Annotated in this window: 10 protein-coding genes, 1 other RNA gene and 2 pseudogenes; 9 read left to right on the top strand and 4 right to left on the bottom strand. The window is 37.7% G+C overall.

Annotated elements, in window-relative coordinates; all coding sequences use genetic code 11:
- Positions 1-897: 897 nt before the first annotated feature.
- The 3 genes and pseudogenes from ACFIKR_RS02370 to ACFIKR_RS02360 all read left to right on the top strand — a co-directional run bounded on the left by ACFIKR_RS02370 (position 898) and on the right by ACFIKR_RS02360 (position 3,614).
- Complete coding sequence (locus ACFIKR_RS02370) at positions 898-1,251, top strand: helix-turn-helix domain-containing protein (protein ID WP_375658674.1); 354 nt, start codon at positions 898-900, stop codon at positions 1,249-1,251.
- A gap of 1,291 nt (positions 1,252-2,542) precedes the next feature.
- Positions 2,543-2,909 (top strand): annotated as a pseudogene (locus tag ACFIKR_RS02365) (helix-turn-helix domain-containing protein).
- Between the two features lie 380 nt (positions 2,910-3,289).
- Positions 3,290-3,614, top strand: a pseudogene (locus ACFIKR_RS02360) (helix-turn-helix domain-containing protein).
- Between the two features lie 907 nt (positions 3,615-4,521).
- On the opposite strand, the gene ACFIKR_RS02355 reads toward ACFIKR_RS02360, so the two are convergent.
- From ACFIKR_RS02355 to ACFIKR_RS02345, 3 genes are all read right to left on the bottom strand, one after another.
- On the bottom strand, positions 4,522-4,716 hold the full coding sequence (locus tag ACFIKR_RS02355; RefSeq protein ID WP_375658673.1) for a hypothetical protein: 195 nt from the start codon (positions 4,714-4,716) through the stop codon (positions 4,522-4,524).
- 698 nt (positions 4,717-5,414) lie between these two features.
- A complete protein-coding gene (locus tag ACFIKR_RS02350) occupies positions 5,415-5,996 on the bottom strand; it encodes a disulfide bond formation protein B (RefSeq protein ID WP_375658672.1) in 582 nt (193 codons plus the stop codon).
- A 10-nt stretch (positions 5,997-6,006) separates the two neighbouring features.
- Positions 6,007-6,159: a DUF5993 family protein gene (locus ACFIKR_RS02345; protein WP_375641765.1), complete on the bottom strand. Its 153-nt coding sequence runs from the start codon at positions 6,157-6,159 to the stop codon at positions 6,007-6,009.
- Positions 6,160-6,961: 802 nt separating this feature from the next.
- Between ACFIKR_RS02345 and purE the strand changes: the two genes are divergently transcribed.
- The 5 genes from purE (at position 6,962) to ACFIKR_RS02320 (ending at position 12,828) form a co-directional block, all read left to right on the top strand.
- Complete coding sequence (purE, locus tag ACFIKR_RS02340; RefSeq protein ID WP_375658671.1) at positions 6,962-7,459, top strand: 5-(carboxyamino)imidazole ribonucleotide mutase; 498 nt, start codon at positions 6,962-6,964, stop codon at positions 7,457-7,459.
- A gap of 1 nt (position 7,460) precedes the next feature.
- Positions 7,461-8,612 (top strand): 5-(carboxyamino)imidazole ribonucleotide synthase, encoded by a 1,152-nt coding sequence (locus ACFIKR_RS02335; RefSeq protein WP_375658670.1) that lies wholly within the window; start codon positions 7,461-7,463, stop codon positions 8,610-8,612.
- 1,352 nt (positions 8,613-9,964) lie between these two features.
- Positions 9,965-10,345, top strand: coding sequence for a hypothetical protein (locus tag ACFIKR_RS02330; RefSeq protein ID WP_375658669.1), 381 nt, complete (start codon positions 9,965-9,967; stop codon positions 10,343-10,345).
- Between the two features lie 1,431 nt (positions 10,346-11,776).
- Positions 11,777-11,902, top strand: coding sequence for a type B 50S ribosomal protein L36 (ykgO, locus tag ACFIKR_RS02325; RefSeq protein WP_013545486.1), 126 nt, complete (start codon positions 11,777-11,779; stop codon positions 11,900-11,902).
- A 140-nt stretch (positions 11,903-12,042) separates the two neighbouring features.
- Entirely contained in the window at positions 12,043-12,828 is a 786-nt protein-coding gene (locus tag ACFIKR_RS02320; protein ID WP_375658668.1) for a tetratricopeptide repeat protein, read from the top strand.
- A gap of 919 nt (positions 12,829-13,747) precedes the next feature.
- On the opposite strand, the gene ACFIKR_RS02315 is transcribed toward ACFIKR_RS02320, so the two are convergent.
- Positions 13,748-15,475, bottom strand: coding sequence for a DNA polymerase (locus ACFIKR_RS02315; protein ID WP_375658667.1), 1,728 nt, complete (start codon positions 15,473-15,475; stop codon positions 13,748-13,750).
- Positions 15,476-15,990: 515 nt separating this feature from the next.
- On the opposite strand from ACFIKR_RS02315, the gene ssrS reads away from it, so the two are divergent.
- A non-coding RNA gene (gene ssrS / locus ACFIKR_RS02310) (6S RNA) lies at positions 15,991-16,151 on the top strand.
- The last annotated feature ends 72 nt before the right edge of the window (positions 16,152-16,223 follow it).

The raw sequence follows: 16,223 nt of genomic DNA, 5'->3' as shown, positions 1-16,223 counted from the left end.
ATTAATATGCCTGATATCACCACCCCTATAAGCTCCCCTTCTAATCATGATTTCGGAGCCGCGTGAGAGGGACAAACAAGCCGTTAGGTTCTTTTGTCAAGGACGCGTTAGACGCCTTGTAAGGGTTTCCTTGACCTTAAGAACCTAGGATTGTTAGTCTCCTCATTAAACACGGTCTGATCTCATGATTTTGGTGAGCGTTCCGGAGAGTTTGAGAGGCGGAAAGCCTCTCATTAAAAAATAAAGTTTATAAATAAAAACTATTTTTATTTGCCAATCTTCTAAAATTACTTTATCACTTAAAAGATATTTTGATCGTCTACGCAACGATCAAGAGGGAAAACAAGCCCTAAACCCTAGCGTACAATTGAACCCACTTTCGTGGGGGGCCCGGATTCCGGGAGTTTTTGCTATGTCCAAGTGCTTACCAGCACTAAAAGCAAAAAAACTGACTAGGATTCAGTACTTGTGACTCCCGGAATACCAATGCGAGGGCGCTCGCAACCGGAGGGGGGCTTGAAGTGCCAACCAAAAATCCACATTTTATCGACATTTCTATAGGAAAAAACGCGATTTATAATCCATATTTCGCACTTTTTTAAAAAGTACCCAATCTTATAGTCTTTGATATTATTTTGATTTCTCTTGCCAATTTTCTGAAATTGCCTTATGAATGAATACTGTAATTTTGATCGTCTACGCAACGATCAATAGGGAAGACAAGCCCTAAGTCCGAGCGTACAATTGAACCCACTTTTGTGGGTGTCCCGGGATTCCGGGAGATTTTGCTATGTCCAGGTGCGATGAGCACTAAAAGCAAAATGCTGACTCGGACTCAGTACTTGTTACTCCCGGAATACCAATGCGAGGGCGCTCGCAACCGGAGGGGGGCTTAAAGTGCAAACCAAAAATCCAAATTTTATTGATATTTCTATAGGTAAAAGAATTCGTCACAGACGCATTTCAATGGGACTTTCCCAAAAAGAATTAGGAAGCTATTTAGGTGTCAGTTTTCAACAAATCCAAAAATACGAAAAAGGCTTAAATCGTGTAAGCGCAGGGTGTTTACTCGAAATCGCCCAAAAACTGGATGTTCCCATAAGCTTTTTTTATGCAGACATTGCCCCAAAAGAAGATACCTCACACCACGATCAATGCACCTATAGCGAAAAAGAACACACCCTTTTAAAAAACTTTAGAGAACTCAAAGCGAAAAAACAAAAAGCAATCTTGTGGCTGATTTCTGATTAAGCAACAGCGCACTAATTAACATTATTTGCCAATATATCCAACTCCCCCTATAAACTTCAGATCACCCACCCCTCAAAAGATGATGTTTCATCAAACGCGACAGATACGTCCTATTCTAAAATATTCTTGCCCCTTCACCACTCTAAAGTAAGATCACTAAAAGCACCCGTTCACCCCCTCTACAAACACAAAACTTTCCCCCTCTATTCCCTCACAGCCTCTCCTCTCCCATCAACGCACCCGCCTCTTCGTCCCAACTTCCCCTCCCTTCATAGACTCTTCATTCCCATACCCTCTCTCCACATTCCATGCCATGATAAAATCACACACCACGCATAAAGTCGCAGCTTCCTTTTTTGCACATTTCCGTTTTTACGCTTTTACACATTCACAGAATAAAGCCAAATAAAATTCCCACACCACCAACCCCGCGCTGCTCTGAAAACAATGCTCGACATCTCAGCTTCTTACCCAACACGCCCACGCACTTCAGATCACCCCCCCTCAAACGAGACTGTTTCATCAGACCAGACAAAGAAATCCATCCTAAAATATTCATCACACTCCAAAAAAACACCTTGATAAATTGATATGCCTGATATCACCACCACCCCAAATAACGCCGTTTTATGACATATTAATTTCTCTTGCCAATCTTCTAAAATTACTTTATCACTTAAAAAATATTTTGATCGTCTACGCAACGATCAAGAGGGAAAACAAGCCCTAAACCCTAGCGTACAATTGAACCCACTTTCGTGGGGGGCCCGGGATTCCGGGAGTTTTTGCTATGTCCAAGTGCTTACCAGCACTAAAAGCAAAAAAACTGACTAGGGTTCAGTACTTGTGACTCCCGGAATACCAATGCGAGGGCGCTCGCAACCGGAGGGGGCTTGAAGTGCCAACTAAAAATCCATATTTTATCGACATTTCTATAGGAAAAAAACGCGATTTATAATCCATATTTCGCACTTTTTTAAAAAATACCCAATCTTATAGTCTTTAAGATTATTTTGATTTTTCTTGCCAATTTTCTGAAATTACTTTATTGATAAGCACGTGTTTTTGATCGTCCACGCAACGATCAAATAGGGAGCTAAAAGCCCGAAAGCTTAATACATAAATTTATCCCGCATTGAATTTATCCCGCATTGCGGGTATCCCGGAATTCCGGGAGTTTTTGCCATGTCCAGGTGCGATAAGCACTAAAAGCAAAAAGCTGATTAAGCTCAGTACTTTTAGACTCCCGGAATACCAATGCGAGGGCGCTCACAACCGGAGGGGGCTTGAAGTGCAAACCAAAAATCCACATTTTATCGACATTTTGATAGGTAAAAGAATCCGTCAAAGAAGAATTGCCATGGGACTTTCCCAAAAAGCATTAGGAATGCTATTTAGCTGTCAGTTTCCAACAAATCCAAAAATATGAAAAAGGCTTAAATCGTGTAAGCGCAGGGTGTTTACTCGAAATCACCCAAAAACTGGATGTTCCCATAAGCTTTTTTTATGCAGATATTGCCACAAAAGAAAATCTTTCAACACATGCCGCACACTGTGAGCAAGAAACATACAGCGAAAAAGAACACACCCTTTTGAAAAACTTTAGAGAACTCAAAGCGAAAAAACAAAAAGCAATCTTATGGCTGATTTCTGATTAAGCAAAAGAGTAACAATTAACATTATTCCATTCATATACCCCCTTAAGTCAAATTCAAACCAGCATACCACACCTCTCAAAGAGCAGTGTTTTACGGCATAATAGAATAGAAAGATTTTGATTTCTCTTGCCAATTTTCTGAAATTGCCTTATAAATGAATACTGTAATTTTGGTCGTATACGCAACGACCAATAGGGAACTAAAAGCCCTAAATCCGAGCGTACAATTGAGCCCACTTTTGTGGGTATCCCGGAATTCCGGGAGTTTTTGCTATGTCCAGGTGCTTTAAGCACTAAAAGCAAAAAAACTGACTCGGATTCAGTACTTTTAGACTCCCGGAATACCAATGCGAGGGCGCTCGCAATCGGAGGGGGCTTGAAGTGCAAACCAAAAATCCAAATTTTATCGACATTTTGATAGGCAAAAGAATCCGTCAAAGAAGAATTGCCATGGGACTTTCCCAAAAAGCATTAGGAATGCTATTTAGCTGTCAGTTTCCAACAAATCCAAAAATATGAAAAAGGCTTAAATCGTGTAAGCGCAGGGTGTTTACTCGAAATCACCCAAAAACTGGATGTTCCCATAAGCTTTTTTTATGCAGATATTGCCACAAAAGAAAATCTTTCAACACATGCCGCACACTATGATCAAGAAACATACAGCGAAAAAGAACACACCCTTTTAAAAAACTTTAGAGAACTCTAGCCGAAAAAACAAAAAGCAATTTTGTGGCTGATTTCTGATTAAGCAACAGCGCACTAATTAACATTATTTGCCAATATATCCAACTCCCCCTATAAACTTCAGATCACCACCCCTCAACAGATGATGTTTCATCAAACGCGACAGATACGTCCTATTCTAAAATATTCTTGCCCCTTCACCACCCTAAAGTAAGATCACTGAAAGCACCCGTTCACCCCCTCTTCAAAAAGCAACTTTCCCCCTCTCTTCCCTCACACCCTCTCTCCTCTCTCATCAACGCACCCTCGCCTCTTCATCCAAACTTCCCCTCCCTTCACAGACTCTTCATTCCCAAACCCCATACCCTCTCTCCACATTCCATGCCATGATAAAATCACACACCACGCATAAAGTCCCAGCTTCTTTTTTTGCACATTTCCGTTTTTACGCTTTTACGTCATTACAGAAAGCAGAAAATCTGTAAAAAATGCATTACACAATAACGTTTTCAACAACTGTCTTTAAAATCTCGCCTCCCTTTTCATTTAAATCCCTCTATTTTCACTTAAATCATAAATATAAACCGCCCTACTATTTGCATTGACCAGCATAATTTTTTTCGACAAATTCTAGCTATCAAAAGGATTCATAAGAAGCATTTTACGACTTTTAAAAGAATTTTTATTTACATCCAGTGCTTTCTTGTAACGTACGAGAGTACATTTAATTGATTGACTATAAGAAAATTTGAAATAAGAGAACCTTTTCGTTTTTCTCATTCAACATCCGCAACGATAACTTATCCTTATAAGTCACAGTATTTTTTCGTAAGACAAAACGCACAAAACACAATATACTTGCGTTGCATATTCACACGCTTGTTTTAAAGACAAATCTCTCAACGTTCGTCACACCCATTTCGCCAACGCTATCCATGATAGGAATGGCAAAATCCCCCCCATGAAATGTATAAAATCCATTCAGCCCCCCTATCTTTACGCTTATGGAGGAACACACTGGCAGCATCACAAAAACTCTGCCAGCTCCCAATGTTGCGGACAGCCTTCAGTTCAAGAGCCAATTCATTAAAGGCATGCCTTTCTTGTACAGTTTTGACCCACATGGCCCACCCGCTCATGGTGTGCAAGCAAGTAATTTTAATTGATTCAATATGAAAAAACTAATAATGAGAAATCTTATTATATTTCAGCGTTGTGCTTCACGTTGGAAATGATAATTTATCATTATAAATCAACATCTTAATAAAAAAGAGAGTCATCCAGACGCTTTATTTTTTCTAAAAAAGGCTTCACACTGAAAAGAAAAGATCTAAAAATTAGATAAAAAAAAAGGTTTGCCTCTAATAAACAAACCTCTGCAGAAAATTATTCAGATAATTTTCAAAATTTTAAATTAATCCCTCTAAAAGCAGCAAAGATACTTCAGAAGCATCAAAATGAATACAATAACTTATTTAACGCAATGTTAAGAAAAATCAAGAATAAAAATTTTTTATCGTTAATGCACCTTAAAAAAACGAAGCTTTTTAACCCACGCAGCTCAACAATCTGGGATTGTTCTAAAAACACCTGCAACCAATCCCTTTATCTCCCTCAAAAGACAGTATAAAAGGTTCACAGAGCAAGTCTTCGCTTAAAAAACATCAATCGCAAGCGCTCATAAAAGCCAGCGTTGCATAAAAGATCAGATTATCGAATAATCTTGCTAAAATGTCTTCCCAATCAATAAAAAAGAAGCGGACTTTTAAACATTTCCGCCTCTTTGAACAATAAAATCACGATGAGGGATTATTAAAAAATTTCAAGACTGTGAAGGGAACCAATTTGTTAACAATTCATACCTTACAGGATCATCGGCACATTGTCCACCACCACATTCCAATATGGTAGAAATCAAATTTGCTGCAATCAAAAACACAAATAAGAAACTTGCCGCTTTACTCAAGACTGGAAAAGGAGAAAATTCTTTGAACTTGTGCGCCAATTCGCCTAAAATCATGACAAATGAGACAGCAAAGATACAAAGGACAGAAATAATGAAAGCCCAAGTATAAAAATGCAATCCAAAGAACGTTGAACCATATCCCAAATCATCGGGTGTGATATGCAAAAACACTTGCCGCGCTGCAACAGCACTCGTTACCATACAACCAAGAATAACCATACCATAATGGGTATTTTTCACCTTATGGTGAATATTGAGCAAGAACCCACAACCTGCCAGCATCAATCCAACGCGCTGTAGCAAACAAAGGGGACAAGGTAACTCAAACTTTACCAATTGATAATAAAAAGCCACCACCAAGACAATGGATAACCCAATGAGTCCTAGCGTATTCATAAAGATGACAAAGTGAGGATTTTTTTGTTCAACTTGTTCCATGGCTATTCTCTCAAAAAGATAAATTTAAAGTAGAAGTTGCGTGATGGTTAAAAGTGAGAAGAATGACAACGAATAAAATTGCCCACAAAGCATAACTTATATTTTTTTTGCCACACATAGTCGTTATTGCAGTACCTAAAGCGATTAAAAATGGAAGAAACATAGCTTTTAAATCTCCTTTACATCCGTTGTTTAACACTTATTTATTTCAACGTTCACCATATTACAAAATTGGGCAAAAAAGAGACCATGGATTTATTATTCACAATTCGTCATTCACTTTTCTTGTCATTATATTTAAGTGAAAAAACAAAGAACTATATAATCGCTAAGAAACACATCTCAACAAAAGCACAAAAGCGTTGATTATTCGCTTCCCCTTATATCAGCTATTATTAAAGATATATCAACAATTATAAAGAGCATATTCCCCCACTCAATTAAAAAAAACACTTGAACAGCAAAATAAATAGCCTTTGAAATTAAGAGAGCGACATCTCTTTTTTCTCAAAAGAATATCCTCACTTTGCAACGCATTTTTGCCATATTCTCATAAGCAATTTTTCAAATTGCAGCAGATTTTATAATATATGGTGATCTTGTTTATTTTAGCAAATAAAAATGAGACATTTTTAAAAAAACTGATAATCAATGGCTTTCCCCCAATGCATTTTTCCCTCTTATCTTAAATAAAAGACAATGCCGCAAGCTCAACAGCCTCATGAGTCCAACACCACCCCTTAATACCTCCCCCTCAAAATTCATCCCTCCCCCTCAAAAGAAGTGCTTCATAACCTTCAATACTTTAATTTTTCATCTCTCAAGATCCCCCTTTAAATTTTTAGCTTTCCATCTTATTTGAAAAATAACTGTTTCTCTGTCATCAATTGGCTTTGCAAAGAGAATATAAAACTTTAAAAAAATAATGATAAAGAATCGCATTGAACCTTTGAAAAGGATAGAGAATGATAAAAAAATCATGTGATGTCGCGATTTTAATGGGGAGCCAATCGGATTGGCAAACGATGTGCCATAGTGCAGATATTTTGACAAATCTTGGTATTTCTCATAGTTCGCATATTGTCTCAGCACACCGAACCCCTGAACGCCTTTATCAATTTGCAAAAGAAGCAAAAGACGCAGGATTTAAAGTTTTAATCGCCGGTGCAGGGGGTGCAGCGCATCTTCCTGGTATGCTAGCAGCCCTTACGCCTCTTCCTGTTTTTGGCGTTCCTGTGCATTCTCATTCTCTTTCTGGTCAAGATTCTTTGCTTTCAATAGTGCAAATGCCAGCAGGGATACCCGTTGGCACATTAGCAATTGGCAAAGCAGGCGCAATTAATGCAGCACTTTTAGCCGCAGCCGTTATGGCCATTTATGATCATGATCTCGCCCAGCGATTACAAGATTGGCGTCAACAACAAACAGCCAATGTCGCCAAAACGCCTGTAACGGAGGTTTAAAATGGCACCGTTTTCCAACACCACCCTCTCATCCAACACCACCCTCTCATCCCCCCCCTCCTCACCTAACATGTTACCTCCAGGCAGCGTCATTGGTTTAATCGGGGGCGGACAATTAGCACGGATGCTCGCCATAGCGGCCGCAGAATTAGGATTTCGAACAGTTATTTTTTGCCCTGAGGCCGATTGCCCAGCCGCACAAACAGCAAACAGCCATATTGTTGCCTCCTATGACGATACATCAGCCTTAGATCATTTTATTTCTCAGTGTGATGTTGTCAGCTATGAATTTGAAAATCTTTCGCTTCAAACGGTTCAATATGTAGAGAAGAGTAAGCCTGTTTATCCTTCTTCCAAAGCATTAGAGATCACGCAAGATCGACTTTTTGAGAAGCAATTTTTGCGCGATCAAGGGATTAGCACCGCCTCATGGTATGCTGTTGACAATTCTTCTTCTCTTCTTTCTGGTCTTGATGCCTTAGGCGGACGTGGTCTTTTAAAGACGCGTCGTTTTGGTTATGATGGAAAAAACCAGATCAAGCTTGATCGCCCCAATGAACAAACCCGTGACGAAGCCTTAAGGACTTTTCAGGAGCAGCCTTGTATTTTGGAAGAAATAGTTCCTTTTTTATCGGAAATTTCGGTTCTCTCGGCTCGCACAAAACAAGGGGAACATATTTTTTATGATTGCCCTGAAAACCAACATAAAAACGGAATTCTTCATAAATCCTTTGTTCCATCACATATTCCACTTGACGTGCAAAAAGCAGCCCAAGAAATCAGCCTAACAGTAATGGATGCCCTCGATTATGTTGGTGTTCTTTGTATTGAACTTTTTGTCTTAACGGATGGTCATCTTTTAGTAAATGAACTAGCGCCGCGTGTCCATAATTCTGGTCATTGGACACAAAAAGCATGCATAACTTCACAATTTGAACAGCATATCCGTGCTATTTGCGGTCTTCCCTTAGGCAGCACATACCGTCATAGCGATTGCCAAATGACAAATCTTCTTGGGAACAATTTAAGCACGTTAAAATATTTTCTCACGCAAGAGCGCACCTCGATCCATTTATATGGCAAAAGCACTGTTCACCCCTACCGCAAAATGGGACATGTCATCCAATTAATGGGACCAGCGAGCAAATCTTAACGCTCACATATAAAAACGCTTTTTCACCCAATGAACTGAAAAACACCCTCTCCCCTCACACCGATATCCAGCGGCTCAAATCGCGCACACCCCTGACCTTTTAACTTTCCCCTGACATGGGCTTCTCCCCCCTTCACACCCTCCTACAAGCCCTGCTCTTTTAAAAACATCACCTCTTCTCGCCCACAAACCGTTTCACATCTCATCCCCCCTCAAAAACAAATCTTCACTCCACACCGATTGACTATCCATGCGGCTCAACAAACGCTCCCCAACCCCTTTCAACCCTTCTTTCCCACCCAAAACTCTGTCCCCCCTTTTTTTCTCAAAAACATCATCCCCTCATCCAACATGTTACCTCTAGGCATCATTATTCTCCCATGATAGAGGCAGCCCCTTCATTTTCCTTTTAATCCCAATCTTTAGGAAAGAGACTGATCGATTGCGCCCATAGATACCAATCCACGATGCGCTTTTATTGCCTCTAGCTTCTCTTCTTATGTTTATTTTTGCACAAAAGCATTTTCACAAAAGCATGAGTTTTGTTTTCTCATAAAATCGCTGAGAGGTAAAACGTATTACTCTACCCAAACAACTCTCGCAAACGCAGCCCAATATTGATCAGAAGATAGCCCCCTCCAGCATAGCAACTTTCTTCTTTTTCTCCTCTCTCTTTTTCCTTCAACGGATAGAGGACCTTCTTCTTTTGTTCATCCGCTCAACATCTTTCTCGAAAAAGTCTCCTCAACGTCCCCCAACGGCTTAAATTTCTTCTTTACAAATCAATTTTTCTTCTCTCACGCTCCCCCTCTTTTCAGCGCATCGATTTTCCCACCTTTTCTTTAAGCTTGTTAAGACAATAAATTATAAGGCGCATCACCACCGTATAATGCTCATGGGTTTTATGGCATATCTTTATTGCATCCCGCACAGTTCTTTATAAACTCCCTTATCGTAAGCGTACTTTGTTTACGCATACTCTCACCCACAAAAGACTCTCTGTAACTCTCTATCCTGCTCAACAATGACATTCGTCAAGACCAACAGACCAGCACACTTCACGAAGTTCCCTCAATTTTCGCGCTGCAAGCTTCTTTGAAGAGCACCTAATAGCACCCTTAATTGACTAAGTATAAATGTTTGTTTTATTATCCTGATAAAGCTAAATTATACTTTTTAATACTATCATTTTAATACTATCATTGCCTTTAAAACGCTCATTATGCGAAAAAATACTTCACTTCTAACAATAATAAAATAATTTCGCTTGTATCTTATCTTAATATGTGATTAACGTTCAGCACAAACTTAGATCTTTTTATAGCAAAAATACCATACAAAAGGGGAAAATAATGGAGGGTATCTCTTCAAACAAACTCAAAGATGAAAACAATGAAAATAAGGAAGCAACTTTAAATGAGGCACAGCCTGTTCCTCCTCAAAAACGTAAAGGGGGTCCATTTAGACATATGTTGTTCCTCTTTCTTTTAACCTTTCGTAAACCCATTGTTTTCGTAACGAAAATCCTAGCGATAGGCTTTTTATTAATGGCAGGAATTCTTTGTCTAACATACCTCGCAGTAGGAAGAGAGTCATTACCCCTATCGATCGGGATACCAATGATCATTACGTCAGCTCTCTTTGGCATTTGCAACATGTATATAAATTGGTATTATGACATGCTTTTATTACGTTTATCGCCAGACAATGTGAACCTTTCACTCTTTCAATAAACATTATCATAGACCACCCTTGGGAAGGTCAAATTTTTTCTACAGCATGAATATTAAAAGGAATTCAAACCATCCACATTCAAGAGCCAAAGTATATTCTCAGTATACTGACTCCCTCACCGGATAATTTGAATTCCCCCTCCGTTTGACAATATCCAGCACTCCACCCCACGTAGAAATACACATAGAAATAATTGGGTTGCAAAAAATCATAAACTATTGCCTTAAAAGAGAAATTTATGCAGAATCTTTCACTCTAATAGCACAAATTTAATCCCCCATTAGAAGTTCCAAGCGCGCCACTCCGTCCCTGATCTCCACGTCAAAGATATAATTACAGGACGTGATTACAGCACTAAGCTTATCCATTCCCAAACCAAACATCCTCTCACCCCTCACGTAAAATAAAAAGCCTCAAACAGAAGACACTTGTGTTGCCAATTTACGCACTTGTTTTAAAGAAACACTTATTTTAAAGAAACACTTGGCCAATGCACATTGCCACCACTTCACAACAGTAGCCCCCGTCATAGAGTATAAAAGCTCTCGATAATAGCTTAAACATTCATAGTGCACCACCTTCTTCAAGCTTATGAAGCGTAAACGCCAGCCTCATCACACCGTTTTGCCAGTCCCCAATGTTGCAGCACTCTCTTGCACTTGAAAGTATTTATAAAAGACCGTTTTATTCCTTACTCTTCAAGTGTTTTTACCCATACATCAATCCCGCTTGTGATATGCAGGCAGCAAATGCTATGGTCAAAGATACATAGATTTGTAATGAGAAAACCATAACACTATGAGAGACTCTTAAGTTTGCTATGCTTACTATGAACAGTAGAAATTGATCCTTATCAATTCATCCCTTTTGTCTTCATTATGCGGTTTATTTTCTAGGTTTTAAGAGCAAACTTTAAGAATATCCTCACACACTAACAAAAAACACCTCATGGTATAAATTTTACATAAGCCTTCTACACCGCCTAAACGATGATATTTTACGGAAAAACAGGTTTCTCTTCTCACAAATGAGAAGCTTTTACTTGTTTCCACTTTTTATTGTTCTTTTTTGCGAGAATATTTTTACCTTCAAGGCAACCATTAACCCACCATAGGAAATGTATAATACACCCTTGACAAGAATAAGACTTCTTGTTAAATCTTTCTCACTTTTTTTGCAATTTTCACTTATTCGTTGTGCTAATGAAGTGGTTGTTGTGCTAATGAAGTGGTTAATGCGTACCTTAAGAGTGCGCTTCTCTTTTTGTGATCACAGCGAAAAAGTGTGTCGTGTGATGTTATGATGCAAGTACGATATCGCAGTGCAATGTTCATAGTGTGAGCAGTGTATTGGGGTTGTAATGTTGTATTTTCGTGTTTTAATGTTGTATTATGGTATTGTGTTACGTAAACTGTTTAACGGTGAATATGATGAAAATTAAAAATTCGCTTAAAGCACTAAAGGAGCGCCACCGTAACAATCGTTTGGTGCGTCGTAAAGGTCGTATTTATATTCTTAATAAAACGAACCCACGTTTTAGAGCGCGTCAGGGCTAATTCTTTTAGGGTTAATGTTTTTATGCCTACTTTTTGTAGGCTTAAAAATTTTTCTTAAGGTTTTTTGGGTTATAAGTCCGTTGGTTACGAGTCCATTGTTTGATAATATTTGGTGATTTATCTTTTGGGGGCTTGTTTTTATGGATTCTTCTATTTTTCTAAAAGCTTTTCGATTTTTTCAGCTGCGTTTTTTCTGTATTTTCCAGCGCATTTTTTTTCTTTTCTTTGTTGGCATTTTTTGTTTTGTTCCCTCTAGCTATGGGCAAAATCCTCCTTCGCTTCCTGAAGATCGTCCTTCTCCACAATCGCTTTTACCGTTAGATGATCTTATTCCCAATTCTCCTGCCCCTTCCTCAACGCCCTCTGATTCTGATTTGTCTGCGATTACTCTTGAAGATTTTGACAAAGAGCAGCTTTCCCATGTTGACAGAGTTAAGCAACGCAAAGAAGCCGAAATTTTACGCTTACTGAAAGAGTTGAAATATTGTGCTGATGTTTCTCAAGCGAAAAAGATCAGTCAACAACTTCAACTTTTATGGTCGCAATCGGGGAGCGATACAATTGATCTTTTAATGTCATGGGCTGAAAATGCGATCAGTAGCGACGATTATGGACTTGCGCTTGATTATATTGATAATGCTCTTGCACTTTTACCTACTTACGCTGAAGCTTGGGTAAGACGTGCTTGGATTCACATTCAACTAAACGATTTCAAGCTTGCCATGCTTGATCTCAACCATGCTCTTGAACTTGAGCCGCGCAACTATATAGCTTTTTTTGAACTTGGCGTTACCATGGAAGCAACAGAGCGTCCAAAACTTGCTCTTAAAGCTTATGAAGCAGCATTAGAGTATTACCCACAAATGCGCAGGATTCAAAAGCGCGTGCAAGCTCTGTTAGACGAACAATCACCGCAATCTCTTTGAAACCATTCAAGAACGAGACGCTTTACGACATCCTTTCAAACTTAGATAAAACGCAAGCCGGCTTCACATTCCACTCAATAAACTAAAAGCCCCCTGCTTATCACTACACCATCAAACGCCCCCCCACGCAATTGACCCCACTCCAAGCAATTGACAATGTCTTTTTTGAATTTTGACCTGTTTTGTATTGAAGGCAGCTTCCAAACACTTCCAATATACCCTCTACAGAATTTCTTCTCATAGCAAGCAAACGCTTCACACCTGAGTCTTCTTCACACCACCTCTTTTTTTTACATCCCTCCATCATGGATAAAAAAAATTTATAAATACGATCCTCAAAAAATATTTTTTGAAAAAAGCTTAAAACATCGCTTAGCACCTCTGATAATCTGTCATCGTCTGTTTTTATTTTTATGAGCTTCAACCATAGCAGCACATACCGTATCGGCTCTCCTCCACCTCTCAAAGTTTATAAAACAGCACTGAAATATTCCCTACAAGGAAAAAACTTCAAAGACGCAATGTCAGTTAAACAAACATCCTTGAATAAGAAACTTTTCCCCTTCAAAGCTCCTCCAAGCATTCCCGCGAAACATAAAAATCAAGCTATTGCCAATGAATATCCTCCCCACACCTCAAAGTACGAAGTCTCTTAACCCGCTTCGGTCTGTAAACAATCCGAATTCTAGCAGACTTTACTTGGTTTTCCACATATGGGATTTTCTTAAACTTAAGGCTCGACAAACAACCTTAAGGACATTCACCACACACATTAAAAACATTAAACCTATCAAGGATAGCAACCTTATATTGCCAGTAAATAACAGTATGTTACGCTATAACAGGATAAATTTTGATACCCTCACGCCTTTCTATGCACGTTTTCATCTCCCAGTATACTCACTTTTCCTATTTTCCTTTAAATTGGAACAAATCTTTCTATTGGGTATAGACCACCAACACCCATTTCAAAACCTGTCATTTTAACGCTTTTACCAAGTTGAAAATCATCCAATGACTTGATGTGAGGCGTTAATTTGTCAGAAGGTATATATGGGCAAACGGCTTGAAAAGTATTATCTTCAAATTGCAAACAATATTGACGACGAGCTAAATATTTAGCTGCTATAATTTTCTTTTTATTTTCTAATTTCCAAGCCCCTATTTTAGAGGGATGAATATCTAATTTTTTAGCATTTTCAGTTTTGAAACAATGGATACTATCAGTGTCACAATAGATAAAATTTTCAAGTCCAATTTTGTAAATAGACTCAATTAAAAACATACGAGCATAGCTTCCAGCAAATAAAGAAATTGGTAAATAACCACATTTTTGGAATATTGTTTCACCCCAAATAAATCTAAGAACATCATTTTCAAATTCGATATATCTTTTAATTCTATGAGGACGTTCAGCCATTTTTCCACATAATGAATTAAGAAACATTTTTCCTATTCTGCTGATTGTTTTATCTGAAGAATTTTTCAATTCAAAAAATTCATCAATATAATCAGTAAAAAGGTCATCTCTTGCTTGAAAAAGATAACCATCTAATAATTCCAAATTTTGGTAGTGATAAGATTGTTTAAACAATTCAAATTCTTGTAATGTTAACATGAATATTTTTTTATGTTCACATTCGTATTCAGATAAAATTTGTAAATATTCAACACCCCCAGATGATGATTGTGTGTTATTATTTAAAATAGGTATTTTGTTTTCTCTTAATTCTGCTGAATTTATATAAAATCTTTGAAGACCTAGAGGATGTAAGTCATTAGTTTCAATTTTACCTTTTTTATAAAGAGGTGCCCCTATAGGTAATTGTTTTAACATCATAGCAGGGCCCATACTATTGACATCATAAATTTCAATTTCTTTATTTATGAATTTACCCATATATCTATTAAAAAAACAAAAACCACCGTCATTTGCTTTTCTAAAAATATAATCATCATCTTCTTCTAAAGATGGGAATAAATATGTTTCTGCTTTAATTTTTGTAAATTTTTTAAACATTTTTTCTGACCATACAGCTTTAGCATCAGCTGCAAAAGTCATTTTATTTCTTCCCCATTGGAGTCTTTTTTTGAGAGCAATGGCTAATCCCTTGCTTTCATTCACACAGCAATCGATATCATTTTGATGAATAATAACATCATCAATGCACTCAAAGAGAGAAGATTCACTTTGTTTTAAATCGGTAAAAGCTGTTATTATATCTCGCAAAGGAACTAAAAATAACTCTAATGAATCGAATAGATAAACTCTTTTTGATTTATTTGATTGAAATGCAAGTTCCGATCTAAGAACTCTATCATTTTGCGAGATAAAATCATAAAATTTAGGTGTTATAAGATCATTTTGATTAAAATGACACCATGATCGAATAATAGCATAATCATAGTTTAGGTTATAAGCATAAAATCTTGTACTTTTTTCTATTTTTTTCACAAATTCTAAAAAAAGTCTAACAGGATCACCATCGTTTATTGTAAAAACAGTGATATCTGTTAGATCTTCAACATTAACAATTGAAACCATATAGGGCTTAACAGGTTCTTTAATTGTCGCCTTGAAAGTAAAAGTATATAACTTTCTAAAGTTGATAAGTCTCATATCTCCTCCCTCTTTAGATTTTATCACCTCTTTATTGTGTTTACTTCATTCTAAAGACAAAAATATTTATCTTTTACTATATTTCGCTCTTCACGAACACTCTCATAGCCTTCACCCCATGATTAGAGATACCTTTTTACACTTAGAAAATCATAGAAACGAAAAGCGTTCACAATTTGCCCTCAAAATTGATAAAACAGCACTGAAATATTCCCTACAAGACAAAAACTTCAAAGACGCAATGTCAGTTAAACAAACATCCTTGAATAAGAAATGTCTCCCTTCAAAGCTCCTCCAAGCATTCCCGCGAAACATAAAAATCAAACGATTGCCAATAAACCATTCTGCGTCACTCAATCACCCACCCCTACTCATATTTTTTGCTTTTTTTACTTTGAATAAAGCGTTCTATATATCATACAGCCATTTCCAGCAGCCACCAGAAAAATTGTAAAACCATCTTGAAAAAACTTTATGAAAAATAAGAGATTGCAGTTATTTTATCTCTAGCAGAAGCTCTGAAATTGTTTTATATTAAGGAGGGTGTTCTGCGCTTCTCGACAGGAAATAACGTATTCCTGAGACCTTAATGATCTCCAAGGGAGCTGTCCCTGATCAAGCCCGTGGGCTTTTTCATATGGCGCCCACCTATTTGTATAGGTTCCCGGGATCAGCTTTTTCCATCGGCTGTTGTGGATCACCCTTTTTTACATCAATAAAATTTTTCCAGATAAAATTATGAGGGGCTTTATTTTATGAAACAGACAGCACTTAC

Source organism: Bartonella sp. MR30HLJHH (genome assembly GCF_042194195.1).
Taxonomy (GTDB): Bacteria; Pseudomonadota; Alphaproteobacteria; order Rhizobiales; family Rhizobiaceae; genus Bartonella; species Bartonella grahamii.
This window is presented reverse-complemented; position numbering and strand designations above follow the sequence as displayed.